14 protein-coding genes and 1 tRNA gene are annotated in these 14,181 nt (G+C 65.8%); 11 read left to right on the forward strand and 4 right to left on the reverse strand.

Annotation, left to right across the window (positions count from 1 at the left end; genetic code table 11):
- Nucleotides 1–12: 12 nt before the first annotated feature.
- Nucleotides 13–204 carry a hypothetical protein gene (locus IU514_RS09435; RefSeq protein WP_194930870.1) on the reverse strand — a complete coding sequence of 64 codons (192 nt, stop codon included), beginning with the start codon at nt 202–204 and terminating at the stop codon, nt 13–15.
- Nucleotides 205–387: 183 nt separating this feature from the next.
- Between IU514_RS09435 and rplU the strand changes: the two genes are divergently transcribed.
- The 3 genes from rplU to cgtA all read left to right on the forward strand — a co-directional run bounded on the left by rplU (nt 388) and on the right by cgtA (nt 2,185).
- Nucleotides 388–696 (forward strand): 50S ribosomal protein L21, encoded by a 309-nt coding sequence (rplU, locus tag IU514_RS09440; RefSeq protein ID WP_194930871.1) that lies wholly within the window; start codon nt 388–390, stop codon nt 694–696.
- Between the two features lie 15 nt (nt 697–711).
- Nucleotides 712–969 carry a 50S ribosomal protein L27 gene (gene rpmA / locus IU514_RS09445; RefSeq protein WP_194930872.1) on the forward strand — a complete coding sequence of 86 codons (258 nt, stop codon included), beginning with the start codon at nt 712–714 and terminating at the stop codon, nt 967–969.
- Between the two features lie 148 nt (nt 970–1,117).
- Nucleotides 1,118–2,185, forward strand: a complete 1,068-nt coding sequence (gene cgtA, locus IU514_RS09450; protein ID WP_194930873.1) for an Obg family GTPase CgtA — start codon at nt 1,118–1,120, stop codon at nt 2,183–2,185.
- Nucleotides 2,186–2,279: 94 nt separating this feature from the next.
- On the opposite strand, the gene rpsT is transcribed toward cgtA, so the two are convergent.
- Entirely contained in the window at nt 2,280–2,549 is a 270-nt protein-coding gene (rpsT, locus tag IU514_RS09455; protein ID WP_194930874.1) for a 30S ribosomal protein S20, read from the reverse strand.
- A 125-nt stretch (nt 2,550–2,674) separates the two neighbouring features.
- On the opposite strand from rpsT, the gene murJ reads away from it, so the two are divergent.
- From murJ to ispH, 5 genes are all read left to right on the forward strand, one after another.
- Nucleotides 2,675–4,261, forward strand: a complete 1,587-nt coding sequence (gene murJ, locus IU514_RS09460) for a murein biosynthesis integral membrane protein MurJ (protein ID WP_194930875.1) — start codon at nt 2,675–2,677, stop codon at nt 4,259–4,261.
- 54 nt (nt 4,262–4,315) lie between these two features.
- Nucleotides 4,316–5,281, forward strand: coding sequence for a bifunctional riboflavin kinase/FAD synthetase (locus IU514_RS09465; protein ID WP_194930876.1), 966 nt, complete (start codon nt 4,316–4,318; stop codon nt 5,279–5,281).
- 72 nt (nt 5,282–5,353) lie between these two features.
- Complete coding sequence (gene ileS / locus IU514_RS09470; RefSeq protein WP_228760621.1) at nt 5,354–8,167, forward strand: isoleucine--tRNA ligase; 2,814 nt, start codon at nt 5,354–5,356, stop codon at nt 8,165–8,167.
- A complete protein-coding gene (lspA, locus tag IU514_RS09475; RefSeq protein WP_194930878.1) occupies nt 8,167–8,664 on the forward strand; it encodes a signal peptidase II in 498 nt (165 codons plus the stop codon). The genes ileS and lspA overlap by 1 nt, the downstream gene beginning before the upstream one ends.
- Before the next feature lie 79 nt (nt 8,665–8,743).
- Nucleotides 8,744–9,694 (forward strand): 4-hydroxy-3-methylbut-2-enyl diphosphate reductase, encoded by a 951-nt coding sequence (ispH, locus tag IU514_RS09480; RefSeq protein ID WP_194930879.1) that lies wholly within the window; start codon nt 8,744–8,746, stop codon nt 9,692–9,694.
- Between the two features lie 46 nt (nt 9,695–9,740).
- Here ispH and IU514_RS09485 read toward each other — a convergent pair whose 3' ends face one another.
- On the reverse strand, nt 9,741–10,226 hold the full coding sequence (locus IU514_RS09485; RefSeq protein WP_194930880.1) for a hypothetical protein: 486 nt from the start codon (nt 10,224–10,226) through the stop codon (nt 9,741–9,743).
- 177 nt (nt 10,227–10,403) lie between these two features.
- Here IU514_RS09485 and IU514_RS09490 point away from each other — a divergent pair.
- From IU514_RS09490 to radA, 3 genes are all read left to right on the forward strand, one after another.
- Nucleotides 10,404–10,479 (forward strand) — tRNA-Thr (locus IU514_RS09490).
- Nucleotides 10,480–10,760: 281 nt separating this feature from the next.
- The gene (locus IU514_RS09495) at nt 10,761–11,048 is read left to right on the forward strand and encodes a hypothetical protein (RefSeq protein ID WP_194930881.1); all 288 of its coding nucleotides are present in this window, start codon (nt 10,761–10,763) and stop codon (nt 11,046–11,048) included.
- Between the two features lie 81 nt (nt 11,049–11,129).
- Nucleotides 11,130–12,539 carry a DNA repair protein RadA gene (radA, locus tag IU514_RS09500; RefSeq protein WP_194930882.1) on the forward strand — a complete coding sequence of 470 codons (1,410 nt, stop codon included), beginning with the start codon at nt 11,130–11,132 and terminating at the stop codon, nt 12,537–12,539.
- Nucleotides 12,540–12,600: 61 nt separating this feature from the next.
- On the opposite strand, the gene IU514_RS09505 is transcribed toward radA, so the two are convergent.
- The gene (locus IU514_RS09505) at nt 12,601–14,175 is read right to left on the reverse strand and encodes a DHA2 family efflux MFS transporter permease subunit (protein WP_194930883.1); all 1,575 of its coding nucleotides are present in this window, start codon (nt 14,173–14,175) and stop codon (nt 12,601–12,603) included.
- Nucleotides 14,176–14,181: the final 6 nt, after the last annotated feature.

A 14,181-nucleotide genomic window follows, 5' to 3' on the forward strand; every position in this document is an offset into this window, starting at 1 on the left:
CGTCGACGGCGCTCAATGGGAGCCTGGCGGAGGCTCTTTCGTTGAATGGTCGATGTTGACCAGATCCTCGCTGAGCTCGGTCATCCAGGCCCGGAAGCGGCTGCCCTGGGCCTGTTCCTGCGGGGCTTCATCCGAGGGCTCGGGGGCGGGAGGCGCATGCAGGTGAAGGCGGCGTTCGATTTGTTCCCAAAGGGGCAGTTTCATGGCGAAACCCCTGTTCAGCTTGTACCGGGCGTGGAGCCGCCCGGCCCCGCCAGTAGACCACCCGTGGCGTTAAGGGGAGGGAATCCCGATGGTTGCCGTAACTCGCTGAAACCCATACAATTCCGCTTCTGTCCGTCCACCAGGGCGCGGCAGCGACCAAAATAACTACAGAGGAATCTGGTCATGTACGCAGTTGTAGTCACCGGCGGTAAGCAGTACCGCGTGATGCAGGGCGAAACCCTGCGCGTCGAGCTGCTCGATGCCGAAGTCGGCAGCGAGATCAAGCTGGACACCGTCCTGATGCTGGGCGGCAGCGATGGCGTGAAGATTGGCGACGCCGTGAAGGGCGCCACCGTTTCCGCCAAGGTCGTCGGCCACGGCCGCGCCGACAAGGTGCGCATCGTGAAGTTCCGTCGCCGCAAGCACCATCGCAAGCAGATGGGCCATCGCCAGCATTACACCGAAATCGAAATCACCGGCATCGCCGGCTAATCAGGAGAAGCAGCCATGGCACACAAAAAGGGCGTAGGTTCCACCCGTAACGGCCGCGACTCCAACCCGAAGTACCTCGGCGTGAAGATGTACGGCGGCCAGGCCATCGAGGCCGGCAACATCATCGTCCGTCAGCGCGGCACCCAGTTCCATCCGGGCTCCGGCGTCGGTCTCGGTCGCGACCACACGCTGTTCGCACTGGTCGACGGCAAGGTCGAGTTCTCGACCAAGGGCCCGAAGAAGCGCCGCACCGTCAGCGTCGTCGCCGAGTAACTCGCGCGATGCTGTGGCGAAGGGCCCCGCTTCGGCGGGGCTTTTCGTTTGAAGCGGACGACAAGGCCAGGCCTGCGTCCGCGCCGCTGAAGCCCTAGACTTCCTGCGGCTTCACCTGTTGTCCTCCCTCGCTCCCCGGTCCCATCCCATGAAGCTCGTCGACGAAGCCGAAATCCAGGTCATAGCAGGCAACGGCGGCAACGGCTGCGTCGGTTTTCGTCGCGAGAAGTTCATCCCGCTGGGCGGCCCCGACGGCGGCGACGGCGGCGATGGTGGCAGCGTCTGGCTGCTCGCCGACGAGAACCTCAACACGCTGGTCGACTTCCGCCATCAGAAGCAGTTCCGCGCCAAGCGCGGCGAGAACGGCATGGGGCGGCAGATGTACGGCAAGGGCGGCGATGATCTGGTCATCACCGTGCCGGTCGGTACCGTCGTCACCAACGTCGAAACCGATGAGGTCATCGGCGATCTGACGCATCACGGCGATCGGCTGCTGGTAGCCAAGGGCGGCAAGGGTGGCCTGGGCAACATGCATTTCAAGAGTTCGATCAATCGCTCGCCGCGCAAGGCGCTGCCGGGCCTGCCGGGCGAAGAGCGCGAGCTCAAGCTGGAACTGAAGCTGCTGGCTGACGTCGGCCTGCTCGGCTTTCCCAATGCCGGCAAGAGCACCCTGATTCGAGCGGTATCGGCGGCGACGCCGAAAGTGGCCGACTATCCGTTCACCACGCTCTATCCGAATCTCGGCGTCGTCAGCGTCGAGGCGCATCGCAGCTTCGTCATCGCCGACATCCCTGGCCTGATCGAGGGTGCGGCCGAAGGTGCGGGCCTGGGCACGCAGTTCCTCAAGCACCTGCAGCGCACGCGCCTGCTGCTGCACCTGGTCGACATCGCGCCGATGGAGGGCGGGGTGGAGGGCGTCAGCCCGGCGGATCAGGTGCGCGCGATCGAGCGTGAGCTGGAGAAGCACGACCCGGAACTGCTGAACAAGCCTCGCTGGCTGGTGTTCAACAAGGCTGACCTGCTGCTCGAGGAAGAGCAGCAGGCTGCCGCCCGGGCCATCATCGACGAGCTTGGCTGGAAGGATCGCTGGTACCTGGTGTCGGCCATCGGCCGCGAAGGTACCTGGCCGATCATGCTCGACGTGATGGCGTTCTTCGATCGCCAGCGCGAGGCCGCGCTGGAAGCCGCGCAGGCGGCAGGCGACCATGCGCCCTGAGGGCTTCATGCAGGCAACAAAAAACCCGGCAGCTGCCGGGTTTTTGTTGACCGCTACCGCACGGCGCGCCTGCTGGCGCGCCGCCGGCGTGGCATCAGGCCGCCTTGAGGGCCTTGATGCGGGCGGTCAGGCGGCTCTTGTGGCGAGCGGCCTTGTTCTTGTGGATGAGACCACGCGAGCTGAAGCGATCGAGGATCGGCTGAGCAACGGCAAAGGCGGTCTCGGCGCCGGCGGCGTCGTTCTCGCCCAGGGCCTTCAGCACCTTCTTGACGGCGGTACGCAGCATCGAACGCTGGCTGGCGTTGCGGGCATTGCGGACGACGGTCTGCTTGGCGCGCTTCTTGGCGGACTTGATGTTAGCCACGGCAAATTCCTGAAAACGGGTAAGAGAAAGATGGGATTACGGGAAATCAGACCGGAAAGTATGGAGGATTCAGTGGGTTGGGTCAACCATGGGGACCCGGAGGTTCGGGCGTGACGGCACCAAGGATGATCAGGGGGCTGCTGTCGTTCAGCAGCATGACCATGGTGTCGCGTGTCCTCGGCCTGGTCCGGGATATCGCGATCAACCAGGCCTTCGGCGCGAATGCGGGCACCGACGCCTTCTGGGTGGCCTTCCGCATCCCGAACTTCATGCGTCGATTGTTCGCCGAGGGCTCGTTTTCGACGGCGTTCGTGCCGGTTTTCACGGAGATCAAGGAAACCCGCACGCATGCCGACCTGAAGGAGCTGGTCGCACGGGTTTCGGGCACCCTCGGCGGGGTGTTGCTGGTCGTGACCGCGCTGGGCCTGATCTTCTCCCCGCAGATCGCGCTGCTGTTCGGTGGCGGCGATCACCAGGAGAAGTACGGGCTGACCGTGGAACTGCTGCGCCTGACGTTCCCGTTCATCCTGTTCGTGTCGTTGACCGCGTTGGCGGGCGGCGCGCTCAACAGTTTCCATCGCTTCGGCCTGCCGGCATTCACGCCGGTCATCCTCAACCTGTTCATGATCGCCGGCGCGTTGTGGCTCGCGCCGCGTCTTGAAGTGCCGATCCTCGCACTGGGTTGGGCCGTGCTGCTGGGTGGCCTCGCGCAACTGCTGTTCCAGTTGCCGGCGATGCGCAAGCTGGATCTGTTGACCCTGCCGCGCTGGGGCTGGAGCCACCCGGACGTGCGCAAGGTGATGAAGCTGATGGTGCCGACGCTGTTCGGCTCGTCGGTCGCGCAGATCAACCTGCTGCTGGACACCGTCATCGCTGCATGGCTCTTCACCGGTTCGCAGACCTGGCTGTCGCAGGCCGACCGGTTCCTCGAACTGCCGCTGGGCGTGTTCGGCATCGCCCTGGGTACCGTGATCCTGCCGACGCTGGCGCGCCATCACGTCAACACCGACCATGCGGGCTTCTCCAAGGCGCTCGATTGGGGCCTGCGCACGACGTTGCTGATCGCGGTTCCGGCCATGCTCGGCCTGATGCTGCTGTCGCAGCCGCTGGTGGCGACGCTGTTCCAGCACGGCAAGTTCACCGCCTTCGACACCAGGATGGCGGCAATGTCGGTATTCGGCCTGAGCTTCGGCCTGCCGGCGTTCGCGCTGGTCAAAATCGTGCTGCCCGCGTTCTACGCGCGCCAGGACACGCGTACCCCGGTGCGCGCGGGCATCGCCTCGCTGATCGCCAACATGGTGCTCAACGGCCTGTTTCTGCTTGGGCTGTACCACTTGTGGACGACGCCTGAAGTGCGCGCAGGTGGCGTGATGCATGCGCTTGCGAGTACTCCCGGCCTGCACCTGGCCCTGGGTCTGGCCAGCGCGGCCGCCAGCTACATCAACCTGGCACTGCTCTGGCACTGGCTGCGCAAGGCTGGTGTCTACGACCGCCAGCCCGGCTGGACGCGATACCTGGTGAGGCTGGGCACTGCCTGCGCGGCGATGACGCTGGCGCTGCTGGTCGCGCTGCACTGGACTCCGGATTTCACCCTGATCGGCAAATGGGAGCGCATCGGGTACCTGGCGGTGCTGGTCGGCGGCGGCGTATCCGTCTACCTGCTGGCGTTGCTGGCACTGGGCTTCCGCCCGCGCGACCTGCGCGAGCACTGACAAAGGCGGATGGCAAGCCTTGGTGAATGGGCATCGCGGCTATACTTCAGGCCAATGAGCAGGCTTTTTCGTGACGTCGAGGGCGGGCCCCGGTGCCCGCACGGCAGTGTGGTCTGCATCGGCGCTTTCGACGGCCTGCATCTCGGGCATCAGGCGTTGGTGCGCCACACCGCCGCGCGTGCGCGCGTGATTGGCGTGCCGGCGGTCGTGTTGAGCTTCGAGCCGCTGCCGCGCGAGTTCTTCGCGCCTGCCGCGCCGCCGCCGCGACTGCTGCTGCCGCGCGCCAAGGCGCGACGGCTGTTTGCGATGGATGCCGACCAGGTCGGCCTGCTGCGCTTCGATCGCCGCTTCAGCAGCCTCGCCGCGGAAGAGTTCATCGACAAGGTGCTGGTCGAGCGGCTGGCGGCTACGGAAGTCTGGGTCGGGCCCGAGTTCCGTTTCGGCAAGGGACGTGCGGGCGACATCGGCCTGTTGCAGCGCATGGGCGACACGCACGGTTTCGTCGCCGGCGAGATCGAGCCCGTCATGCTGGATGGCGAGCGCGTGTCGAGTACGCGCATCCGCGAGGCTCTCGTCGCTGGCGATTTCACCACCGCCACGCGTTTCCTCGGCCGCCCGTATGCCATCGACGGCCATGTCGTGCAGGGCAAGCAATTGGGAAGGACTCTGGGCTTTCCCACCGCCAACCTCCGTTTCGGCGGCAAGGTGCCGGCGTTGTCGGGCATCTATGCCACCTGGGTGCACGGCGTAGCCGACCGCCCGTGGCCGTCGGTGTCGAGCCTGGGTACGCGTCCGACCGTCGCTGGCGTGGAGCCGCTGCTTGAAGCCCACCTGTTCGACTTCGATGCGGACCTCTATGGCCGCCGCATCGAAGTGGAGTTCGTTGCCAAGTTGCGCGACGAAATGAAGTTCCCCGATCTGCCCTCATTGACCGAGCAGATGCATTGCGATGCCGCGCAGGCGCGCGCCATCCTCCAGACACATCAACCCCCAGTCTCGTCGACCACGAGCTTCGCGTGAGCGCCCGCTGTGACCAGTAACGATTCCAACCAGTACAAAGCCACCCTGCATTTGCCGGCAACGGATTTTCCGATGCGCGGCGACCTGCCCAAGCGCGAGCCGGAGACGCTGGCCCGCTGGGAGGGCGAGGGCCTGTACCAGCGAATCCGCGAGAAGGTCGGCAAGCGCGAGCGCAGCTTCGTGCTGCACGACGGCCCGCCGTACGCCAACGGCGCGATCCACTTGGGCCACGCGGTCAACAAGGTGCTCAAGGACGCGGTGGTGAAGTCCAAGCTGCTGGCGGGCTTCGATGCGCCCTACGTGCCGGGCTGGGACTGCCACGGCCTGCCGATCGAGCATCAGGTCGAGAAGGCCCACGGCAAGGTCGGCGACAAGCTCGATGCGGCCCAGTTCCGGCAGAAATGCCGCGACTACGCTGCCGAGCAGATCGACCTGCAGCGCAAGGACTTCAAGCGCCTGGGCGTGCTCGGCGACTGGGAGAATCCGTACCGCACGATGGACTTCCGCTACGAGGCGGACATCATGCGATCGCTGGCGAAGATCGTCGAACGCGGCCACCTGGTGCGCGGCGCGAAGCCGGTTCACTGGTGTTTCGATTGCGGGTCGGCGCTGGCTGAAGCCGAGATCGAATACGCCGACAAGGAATCGTGGGCGATCGACGTCGCCTACGACGCACAGCGTCCCTCGGAACTGGCCGCGCTGTTCGGCGTGACCGTCGACGACGGCGTGCGGGTGGCGATGCCGATCTGGACGACCACGCCGTGGACGCTGCCGGCGAGCCTGGCGGTGTCCGTCGGCCCCGAACTCGACTACGTGCTGGTTGAAGGACCGCGCCTGGCCGACGGCGGCCGCCGCTTGCTGGTGCTGGCCGAAGCGCTGGTCGGCAAGGCGCTGTCGCGTTATGGCGTCGAGGACGTGACCGTCCTCGGGCGCGCACTCGGCAGCGACCTCGAGAACCAGTTGCTGCAGCATCCGTTCTATGCCGATCGCGAGATCCCCGTGCTGGTGGGTGACCACGTTTCGGCCGAAGACGGCACTGGCGTGGTCCATACCGCGCCTGGCCACGGCCAGGAAGACTACGCGGTCGCACTGAAGTACGGCCTGGTCGATCGCTACACCGCGGCGCAGATCAATCCGGTCGACGCGCGCGGCCTGTACCTGCCTTCGACGCCACCGGCGGATGGTGTCGAGCTCGCGGGCCGGCACATCTGGAAGGCCAACGAGGCGATCGTCGACGTCATCCGCGCAAGCGGCCACCTGCTGGCATCGCACAAGTTGACCCACAGCTATCCGCATTGCTGGCGCCACAAGACGCCGGTGGCGTTCCGCGCAACGCCTCAGTGGTTCATCTCGATGGAGCAGGCCGGCCTGCGCCGCGACGCGCTCGCCGAGATCGGCAAGGTCGGCTGGATCCCCGAATGGGGCGAAGCCCGCATCTACAACATGATCGAGGGCCGTCCGGACTGGACGATCTCGCGCCAGCGCTACTGGGGCGTGCCGATCGCGCTGTTCTTCCACCGCGAGACCGGCGAGCCGCATCCGCGCTCGGCGGAGGTGATGCGCCAGGTCGCAGAAAAGGTCGAGCACGAAGGCGTCGAAGCCTGGTACGCGATGACGGCCGAGGAACTGCTGGATGACGACGCCGCCCATTACGAAAAGGTCACCGACATCCTCGACGTCTGGTTCGATTCCGGCGTCAGCCACGAATGCGTGCTCGGCCAGCGCCCGCAGGACGGCCTGCACAAGCCTGCCGACCTCTACCTGGAAGGTTCCGACCAGCACCGCGGCTGGTTCCACAGCTCGCTGCTGACCGGTGTGGCGATGGACGGCGTGGCGCCGTACCGCCAGGTGCTGACGCACGGCTTCACCGTCGATGCGCAGGGCAAGAAGATGTCCAAGTCGCTGCAGAACACGCTGGCGCCGCAGAAGGTGATCGATGCAATGGGCGCGGACGTGCTGCGCCTGTGGATCACCTCGACCGACTACCGCAACGAGATGTCCGTCTCCGACGACATCCTCAAGCGCAATGCGGACGTCTATCGCCGCATCCGCAACACCGCGCGTTTCCTGCTGGCCAACCTCAACGGTTTCGATCCGGCCGTGCACCTGCGTCCGCTCGAGGACATGGTCGCGCTGGACCGCTGGATCGTGCATCGCGCCGCGCAGCTGCAGGATCGCATCGCCAGCGCCTACGAGCGCTACGACTTCGCCGAAATCGTGCAGATGCTGTCGAACTTCTGCAGCGTCGATCTCGGCTCCCTGTACCTGGACGTCACCAAGGACCGCCTGTACACGATGCAGGAGGACTCGCGCGGCCGTCGTTCGGCGCAAAGCGCGATGTACCGCATCGCCGAGGCGTTCGTGCGCTGGATCGCGCCGATCCTGAGCTTCACGGCTGACGAGATGTGGCGTCACCTGCCGTCCAATACCGGCAATGGCAAGCGCGAGGACAACGTGCTGTTCACCACCTGGTACGACGGACTGGCCGTGCTGGCCGACGATGCGGCGTTGTCGGAAGAGGATTTCGACCGCTTGCTCGCCTTGCGCGAAGAAGTCAGCAGGACGCTGGAGCCGATGCGTGCCGCCGGCGAGATCGGTGCCGCACTGGAGGCCGAGATCCAGCTTCGCTGCGGCGTGGCCGACCAGAACCGCCTGGCTCCGCTCGCCGAGGAACTGCGCTTCCTGTTCATCAGTGGCGACGTGGAAGTGATCGTCGATGACGCCGTGACCGACATCGCCGTACTGGCCAGGCCTACGGCGAAAACCAAGTGCGTGCGCTGCTGGCATTACCGGGCCGACGTCGGCAGCGACGCCGCGCATCCCGGGTTGTGCGGACGCTGCGTGGTCAACGTGGCCGGTCAGGGCGAAGCCCGGGAGTGGTTCTGATGGCGCCCGTGCGTCCGAATGCGTTGCCCTGGCTGCTGCTGTCGGTGGCGGTGATCGTGCTCGACCAGTTGACCAAGCTGTGGGTGCTGAACTCGCTGCCCGAGCACACAGCAGTGCCGGTCATCGAGGGCGTCTGGAACTGGTACCGCACCTACAACACCGGAGCGGCCTTCAGTTTCCTGAGCGATGCCGGCGGCTGGCAGAAGTACTTCTTCGTCGTACTCGCGATGGGCATCAGCGGCCTGCTCGGGTACTGGCTGACCCGCACCCGCCGTGGCGACTGGCGTAACGCCCTGCCGTACTCGCTGGTGATCGGCGGGGCGCTCGGCAATGTCATCGACAGACTGCTGCACGGCCACGTCGTCGACTTCATCCAGTGGCATTGGCGCGACCATTACTGGCCGGCCTTCAATGTCGCCGATTCGGCGATCGTCGCCGGAGCCATCGGCATCGCCCTGTTCGGCCTGTTCTCCAAGGACGGCCGGGCCGTCAAGTAACCATTCGGGCTGGCCGGTGGGGGCGGGGGTACAATTCCCCATCCCTGTTCCAGGCTCGTCCAGCTGACCGGATCCCCCCATGGATGTCCTGCTCGCCAATCCCCGCGGTTTCTGTGCCGGTGTCGACCGCGCCATCGAGATCGTCAAGCGCGCCATCGAAACACTGGGCGCACCGATCTACGTGCGCCACGAAGTCGTGCACAACCGTTTCGTGGTCGACGACCTCAAGCACCGCGGCGCGATCTTCGTCGAGGAGCTGCATGAGGTGCCCGACGGCGCCACCGTGATCTTCAGTGCTCATGGCGTGTCCAAGGCCGTGCGCGCCGAGGCCGAGCATCGCGGGCTGAAGGTGTTCGACGCGACGTGTCCGCTGGTCACCAAGGTCCATCTCGAAGTCGCGCGCCAATGCCGTGCCGGCCGCGACATGGTGCTGATCGGCCACGAAGGACACCCTGAGGTCGAGGGCACGATGGGGCAGTGGAGCCGCGAGGCGGGCAAGGGTCGCATCTACCTGGTCGAGGACATCCACGATGTCGCCGAGCTCGTGGTGGATCAGCCGGACAACCTGGCCTACACGACCCAGACCACGCTGTCGGTGGACGACACCCGCGCGGTGATCGAAGCCCTGAAGGCGAAGTTCCCGGCCACGCAGGGGCCCAAGAACGACGACATCTGTTACGCCACGCAGAACCGCCAGGATGCGGTCCGCGAGTTGGCCTCGCGCTGCGACCTCGTGCTGGTGGTCGGTTCGGTCAACAGCTCCAATTCGAACCGCCTGCGCGAGCTGGCCGAACGCGAGGGCGTGGAGGCCTATCTGATCGACGGCGCGATCGAGATCGATCCTCAATGGGTGCAGGGCCGTTCACAGATTGGCGTGACCGCCGGGGCCTCGGCTCCTGAAGTGCTGGTGCGCGGCGTGATCGAACGCCTGCGCGAGCTGGGCGCATTGCACGTCGCCGAACTGGATGGCGAGCCCGAAGACATGGTCTTCGCGCTGCCGAAGGAATTGCGGCTGCAGTTGGTCGACTGAACGACACAGGCGCGCCGGGTGGCGCGCCTGGAGCATCGGGAGATGATCAGCGGCCTGGGCAGCCTACCGTCAGGCCGTCCGTACAGCTCTGGCCGCTCCGCATGGCGCTCTCGGCATCGAGCTTCTCCGCGCGCATCTGCGCGACGGTCTTGCACACCGTCTCTGGCCGGTTGCTGCCGACAGGCTTGACCCGCTTGCACACCATGCGCTCGTCTTCCGCCTGGTTGATGATGGCCTCGATGGCCTCGAGCGAATTGAACACGGCGATCTGATCCGTTTCGGGAAGATCGGTGGTGCTCGCTACGCCTTCAAGCATCAGATTCACCTTGTCCTGGTGCGCGAACAGTTCCTGGCGCTTGGCCTCGGCCATGTCCTTGTAGCGCCCCTTCTTATTCATCGCCTCGGTCCGGATTCCGGCCTGCTGGTCCAGGATGGTCCTGGCGTCGGTGTTGCGGGTGTTGTTGGCGCTGACCGGCGGAGCCGCCAGACACATGAGGGCGATGGCGGCAGCGAACAGCAAAGGCAAACGCATGAGCTTTCTCCTGAAAGGGTTGTCCGATCCTGCATGGGCGGCGCCGGCCGGCGCACTTGCCGAAGCCTACCTGTCATCGCAAGGTTCTGGAATCGGGCGGAAGCATCGGCCGGCACGGCGCCGGGGCCTGGTTCGATTGACCGTATCAGCCGATCCCGCCTACAATTCCATCCCTTCGCCGGAATAGCTCAGTTGGTAGAGCGGCGCATTCGTAATGCGTAGGTCGTAGGTTCGATTCCTATTTCCGGCACCATATGAACCCGACGGCAGAACTACCGTCGGCGCAATGATCCGAAGGGTGTTACCCCGCCGGACCATGCTCGAAAGCCCCGCCACGATGCGGGGCTTTTGTTTTTTTCGGGCGTCTGCCTGAGTCGCGTCACCTGTACGGCGCGTGGTTGTGAAGCCGGGACTCCTCGCAGCAACACGTCGCCCTGAATGCTTTCATACGCCTGCAATGCCACGTTCACCATTCCTTAGCCGATGGCTCGCCACCATGGCGCCCGTTTTGAATGGATCGACAGGGTGTTGGCCATGCGAATGGATGTATTCGTGGTGGGGCGGGAAGATGGTTACGTAGTCGCGCCCAGTGGTGCGGCGTTGCCGGACGACGAACTGTCCGCATTGGGCGAGCTGCATTTCGGCTGGATCGTCGACAGCGACGCGGCGCCACCGCGGCTGGACTGGCAGGGCATCGGCAAGGACATCGACGCCCGCGGCTACAGCATCGTGCCGCAGGGCGAAGTGGCGGGGCTGCTGGGCACGCCGCAACAGGAACTGAGTGCGTTCTACCCCGAGTTCCACTTGCGCTACCTCGCCTGATACCGACGCGGCCGGTTTCCGTCTCGCACGGCGAGACCGCGGCCCGGTAAAGTGCGGTCACTGCCGCTTTGCCGATCCCGCATGTCCAAGTCCGCTCTGAAGTCCCCGGGCAAGGCCCGCACGGCCTATGTCTGTTCCGAATGCGGCGCCGACCACAACAAGTGGCAGGGGCAGTGCGGTGAATGCGGCGGCTGGAACACGCTCAGCGAGTTCGTCGTCGAACCTGCGGCCAAGGCCGGCGGCAGCGTTGCCGCGAGCCGACGCAGCAGCTGGGCCGGCAAGGCGGATGCGCCTTCGGTTACCGCGCTCAAGGACGTGCGCCACAGCGAGGAGGCCCGGGTCGGCACCGGCATCGGCGAGTTCGACCGCGTGCTCGGGGGTGGCCTCGTGCACGGCTCGGTCGTGCTAGTCGGCGGCGACCCCGGCATTGGCAAGTCGACCTTGCTGCTGCAGGCGATCAGCAAGATGGCGCAGACGTTGCCCGGCTTGTACGTGACGGGCGAGGAATCGCTGGCACAGGTGGCTGGCCGCGCCGCGCGCCTGGGCGTGCCGGTCGATGGCGTGCACGCGTTGGCCGAGACCGGGGTCGAGCGGATCCTCGAGCATGCGGTGACGATGCGGCCCGGCCTGATCGTCGCCGACTCCGTGCAGACCCTGTGGACCGAGGAGCTGAGCGCGGCACCCGGCTCGGTCAGCCAGGTACGAGAAAGCGCGGCGCGCCTGGTCCGCTATGCCAAGGAAACCGGCACGGCCGTCTTCCTGGTCGGACACGTCACCAAGGAAGGCGGCATTGCCGGTCCGCGCGTGCTCGAGCACATGGTCGACGCGGTCCTGTATTTCGAAGGCGAAAGCGGCAGCCGCTTCCGCGTGCTGCGCGCGTTCAAGAACCGCTTCGGCGCGGTCAACGAATTGGGCGTGTTCGCGATGGGCGAGAAGGGCCTGCGCGAAGTACCCAATCCGTCTGCGATCTTCCTGTCCGGAAGCCAGAGTCCGCAGCCGGGCAGCTGCGTGATGGTCACGCGCGAAGGCACCCGGCCATTGCTGGTGGAGGTGCAGGCGCTGGTCGATGCCTCGCCGCTGTCCAACCCACGCCGTGTCGCGGTCGGCATGGAGGGCAATCGCCTGGCGATGCTGCTGGCGGTACTGCATCGCCACGGTGGCATCGGCGTCGGCGATCAGGACGTGTTCGTCAACGTCGTCGGCGGCATCCGCGTTCAGGAGACTGCGGCGGATCTGCCGGTGCTGCTGGCAGTGCTGTCGTCGCTGCGCGACCGGCCCCTGGTCGACCGTACCGTGGCGTTCGGCGAGGTCGGCCTGTCCGGCGAGATCCGCCCGGTGCCCAACGGCGAGGACCGCCTCAAGGAGGCCGCCACCCATGGCTTCAAGCGCGCCATCGTGCCCAAGGGCAATGCGCCCAAGTCCGGACGCGTGGGCGAAATGGAAGTCATCGGCGTGGAGCGGCTGGCCGACGCACTGCACGCCGGAACCTGATCGATTCGCACATGGCAAGAAAAAAAGGCCGGGGAGATCCCGGCCTTTTTCCGAGCGGCGATCAGTGACCGCCCGCTGTTTCCGCGGCGCCCGCGATCTTTGGCGTGAACGGTGGCTTGGCGAACCACACGAATGCGATCACCACCAGGAAGATGATTCCGAGCAGGTGGAAGATCTCGTTGAAACCGATCTGCGCGGCCTGGTTGGAAATCATCCGTTCCAGCATCGCCGCGCCGCGTTGCAGGTCTCCACCGCCGACGCGCGCGATCATGCCGGTGGTGGCCGGATCGTAGGCCGAGAGCTTCTCGGTGATGTGCGCATGGTGCACGGCGCCGCGTTCGGTCCAGGCGTACGTCGTCAGCGACGCGGCGAAACTGCCACCGAGCGTGCGCATGAAGGTCGCCAGTCCCGAGCCCGCGGCGATCTCGTGCGGCTGCAGGTCTGACAGCAGGATCTGCAGCACCGGCATGAAGAACAGCGCCACGCCGAAGCCCTGGAACAACTGCACCATTGCGATGTGGCGGAAATCCACGTCGAGGTTGAAGCCGGAGCGGGCGAAGCTGGTCATCGACATGGCGATGAAGGCGATCGTCGCCAGCCAGCGCAGGTCGAACTTGTGGGCGTACTTGCCGACGAAAGGCGTCAGGATCACCGGCAGGATGCCGATCGGCGCGGTTGCGAAGCCGGCCCATATCGGCGTGAAACCGAGATTGCGCTGCAGCCACAGCGGCACCAGGATGCCGACGCTGAAGAACGCCGCGTACGCCACCACCATCGCCGCCGTGCCTGCGCTGAAATTGCGATGGCGGAACAGGCGCAGGTTGACGATCGGGTCGCGGTCGGTGAGTTCCCAGATCACGAACACCACCAGCGAGATCGCAGACGCGATCGCCAGCCAGACGATCAGCTCGGAACGGAACCAGTCCTCGTCGTTGCCGAGGTCGAGCAGGATCTGCAGCGCGCCGACGCCGATGACCAGCGTGATCAGTCCGACGTAATCCATCTTCGGCTTTTCCAGCCGTTCGGGACGTCCCCGCAACTGGCTGCCGACCACGAAGCTGGCGAACAGGCCGATCGGCACGTTGATGAAGAAGATCCATTCCCAGCTGTAGTTGTCGGTGATCCAACCGCCGAGGATGGGTCCGGCGATCGGAGCGACCACGGTAACCATCGCCAGCAGCGCGATGGCTTGCCCGCGTTTGTGCGCTGGATAGATCGAGATCAGCAGCGCCTGCGTGATCGGGTACATCGGACCGGCGACGAAGCCCTGCAGCGCGCGCGCCGCCACCAGCAAGCCCATGCTGCTGGCCAGGCCGCACAGCAGGGATGCGATCACGAACAGGAATGTCGCCCAGACGAACAGCTTGCGCTCACCGAAATGGCGGGTGAGCCAGCCGGTGAGGGGCAGGGCGATCGCGTTGCTCACCGCGAACGACGTGATCACCCACGTCGCCTGGTTCGCGCTGCCGCCGAGGTTGCCGGAGATCGTCGGTAACGAGACGTTGGCGATCGTCAGGTCCAGCACCTGCATGAACGACGCCAGCGCCAGGCCGAGCGTCGTCAGCGGGATGTTGGCAGGCCGGAATCCGGCCTGCGGCGCCGGTGCTGCGGGCGCCGCGGCTGTGGTGGCTGACATCGGAAA

This window comes from Lysobacter niastensis (assembly GCF_015453285.1).
In the GTDB taxonomy this organism is placed as follows: Bacteria; Pseudomonadota; Gammaproteobacteria; order Xanthomonadales; family Xanthomonadaceae; genus Lysobacter_J; species Lysobacter_J niastensis.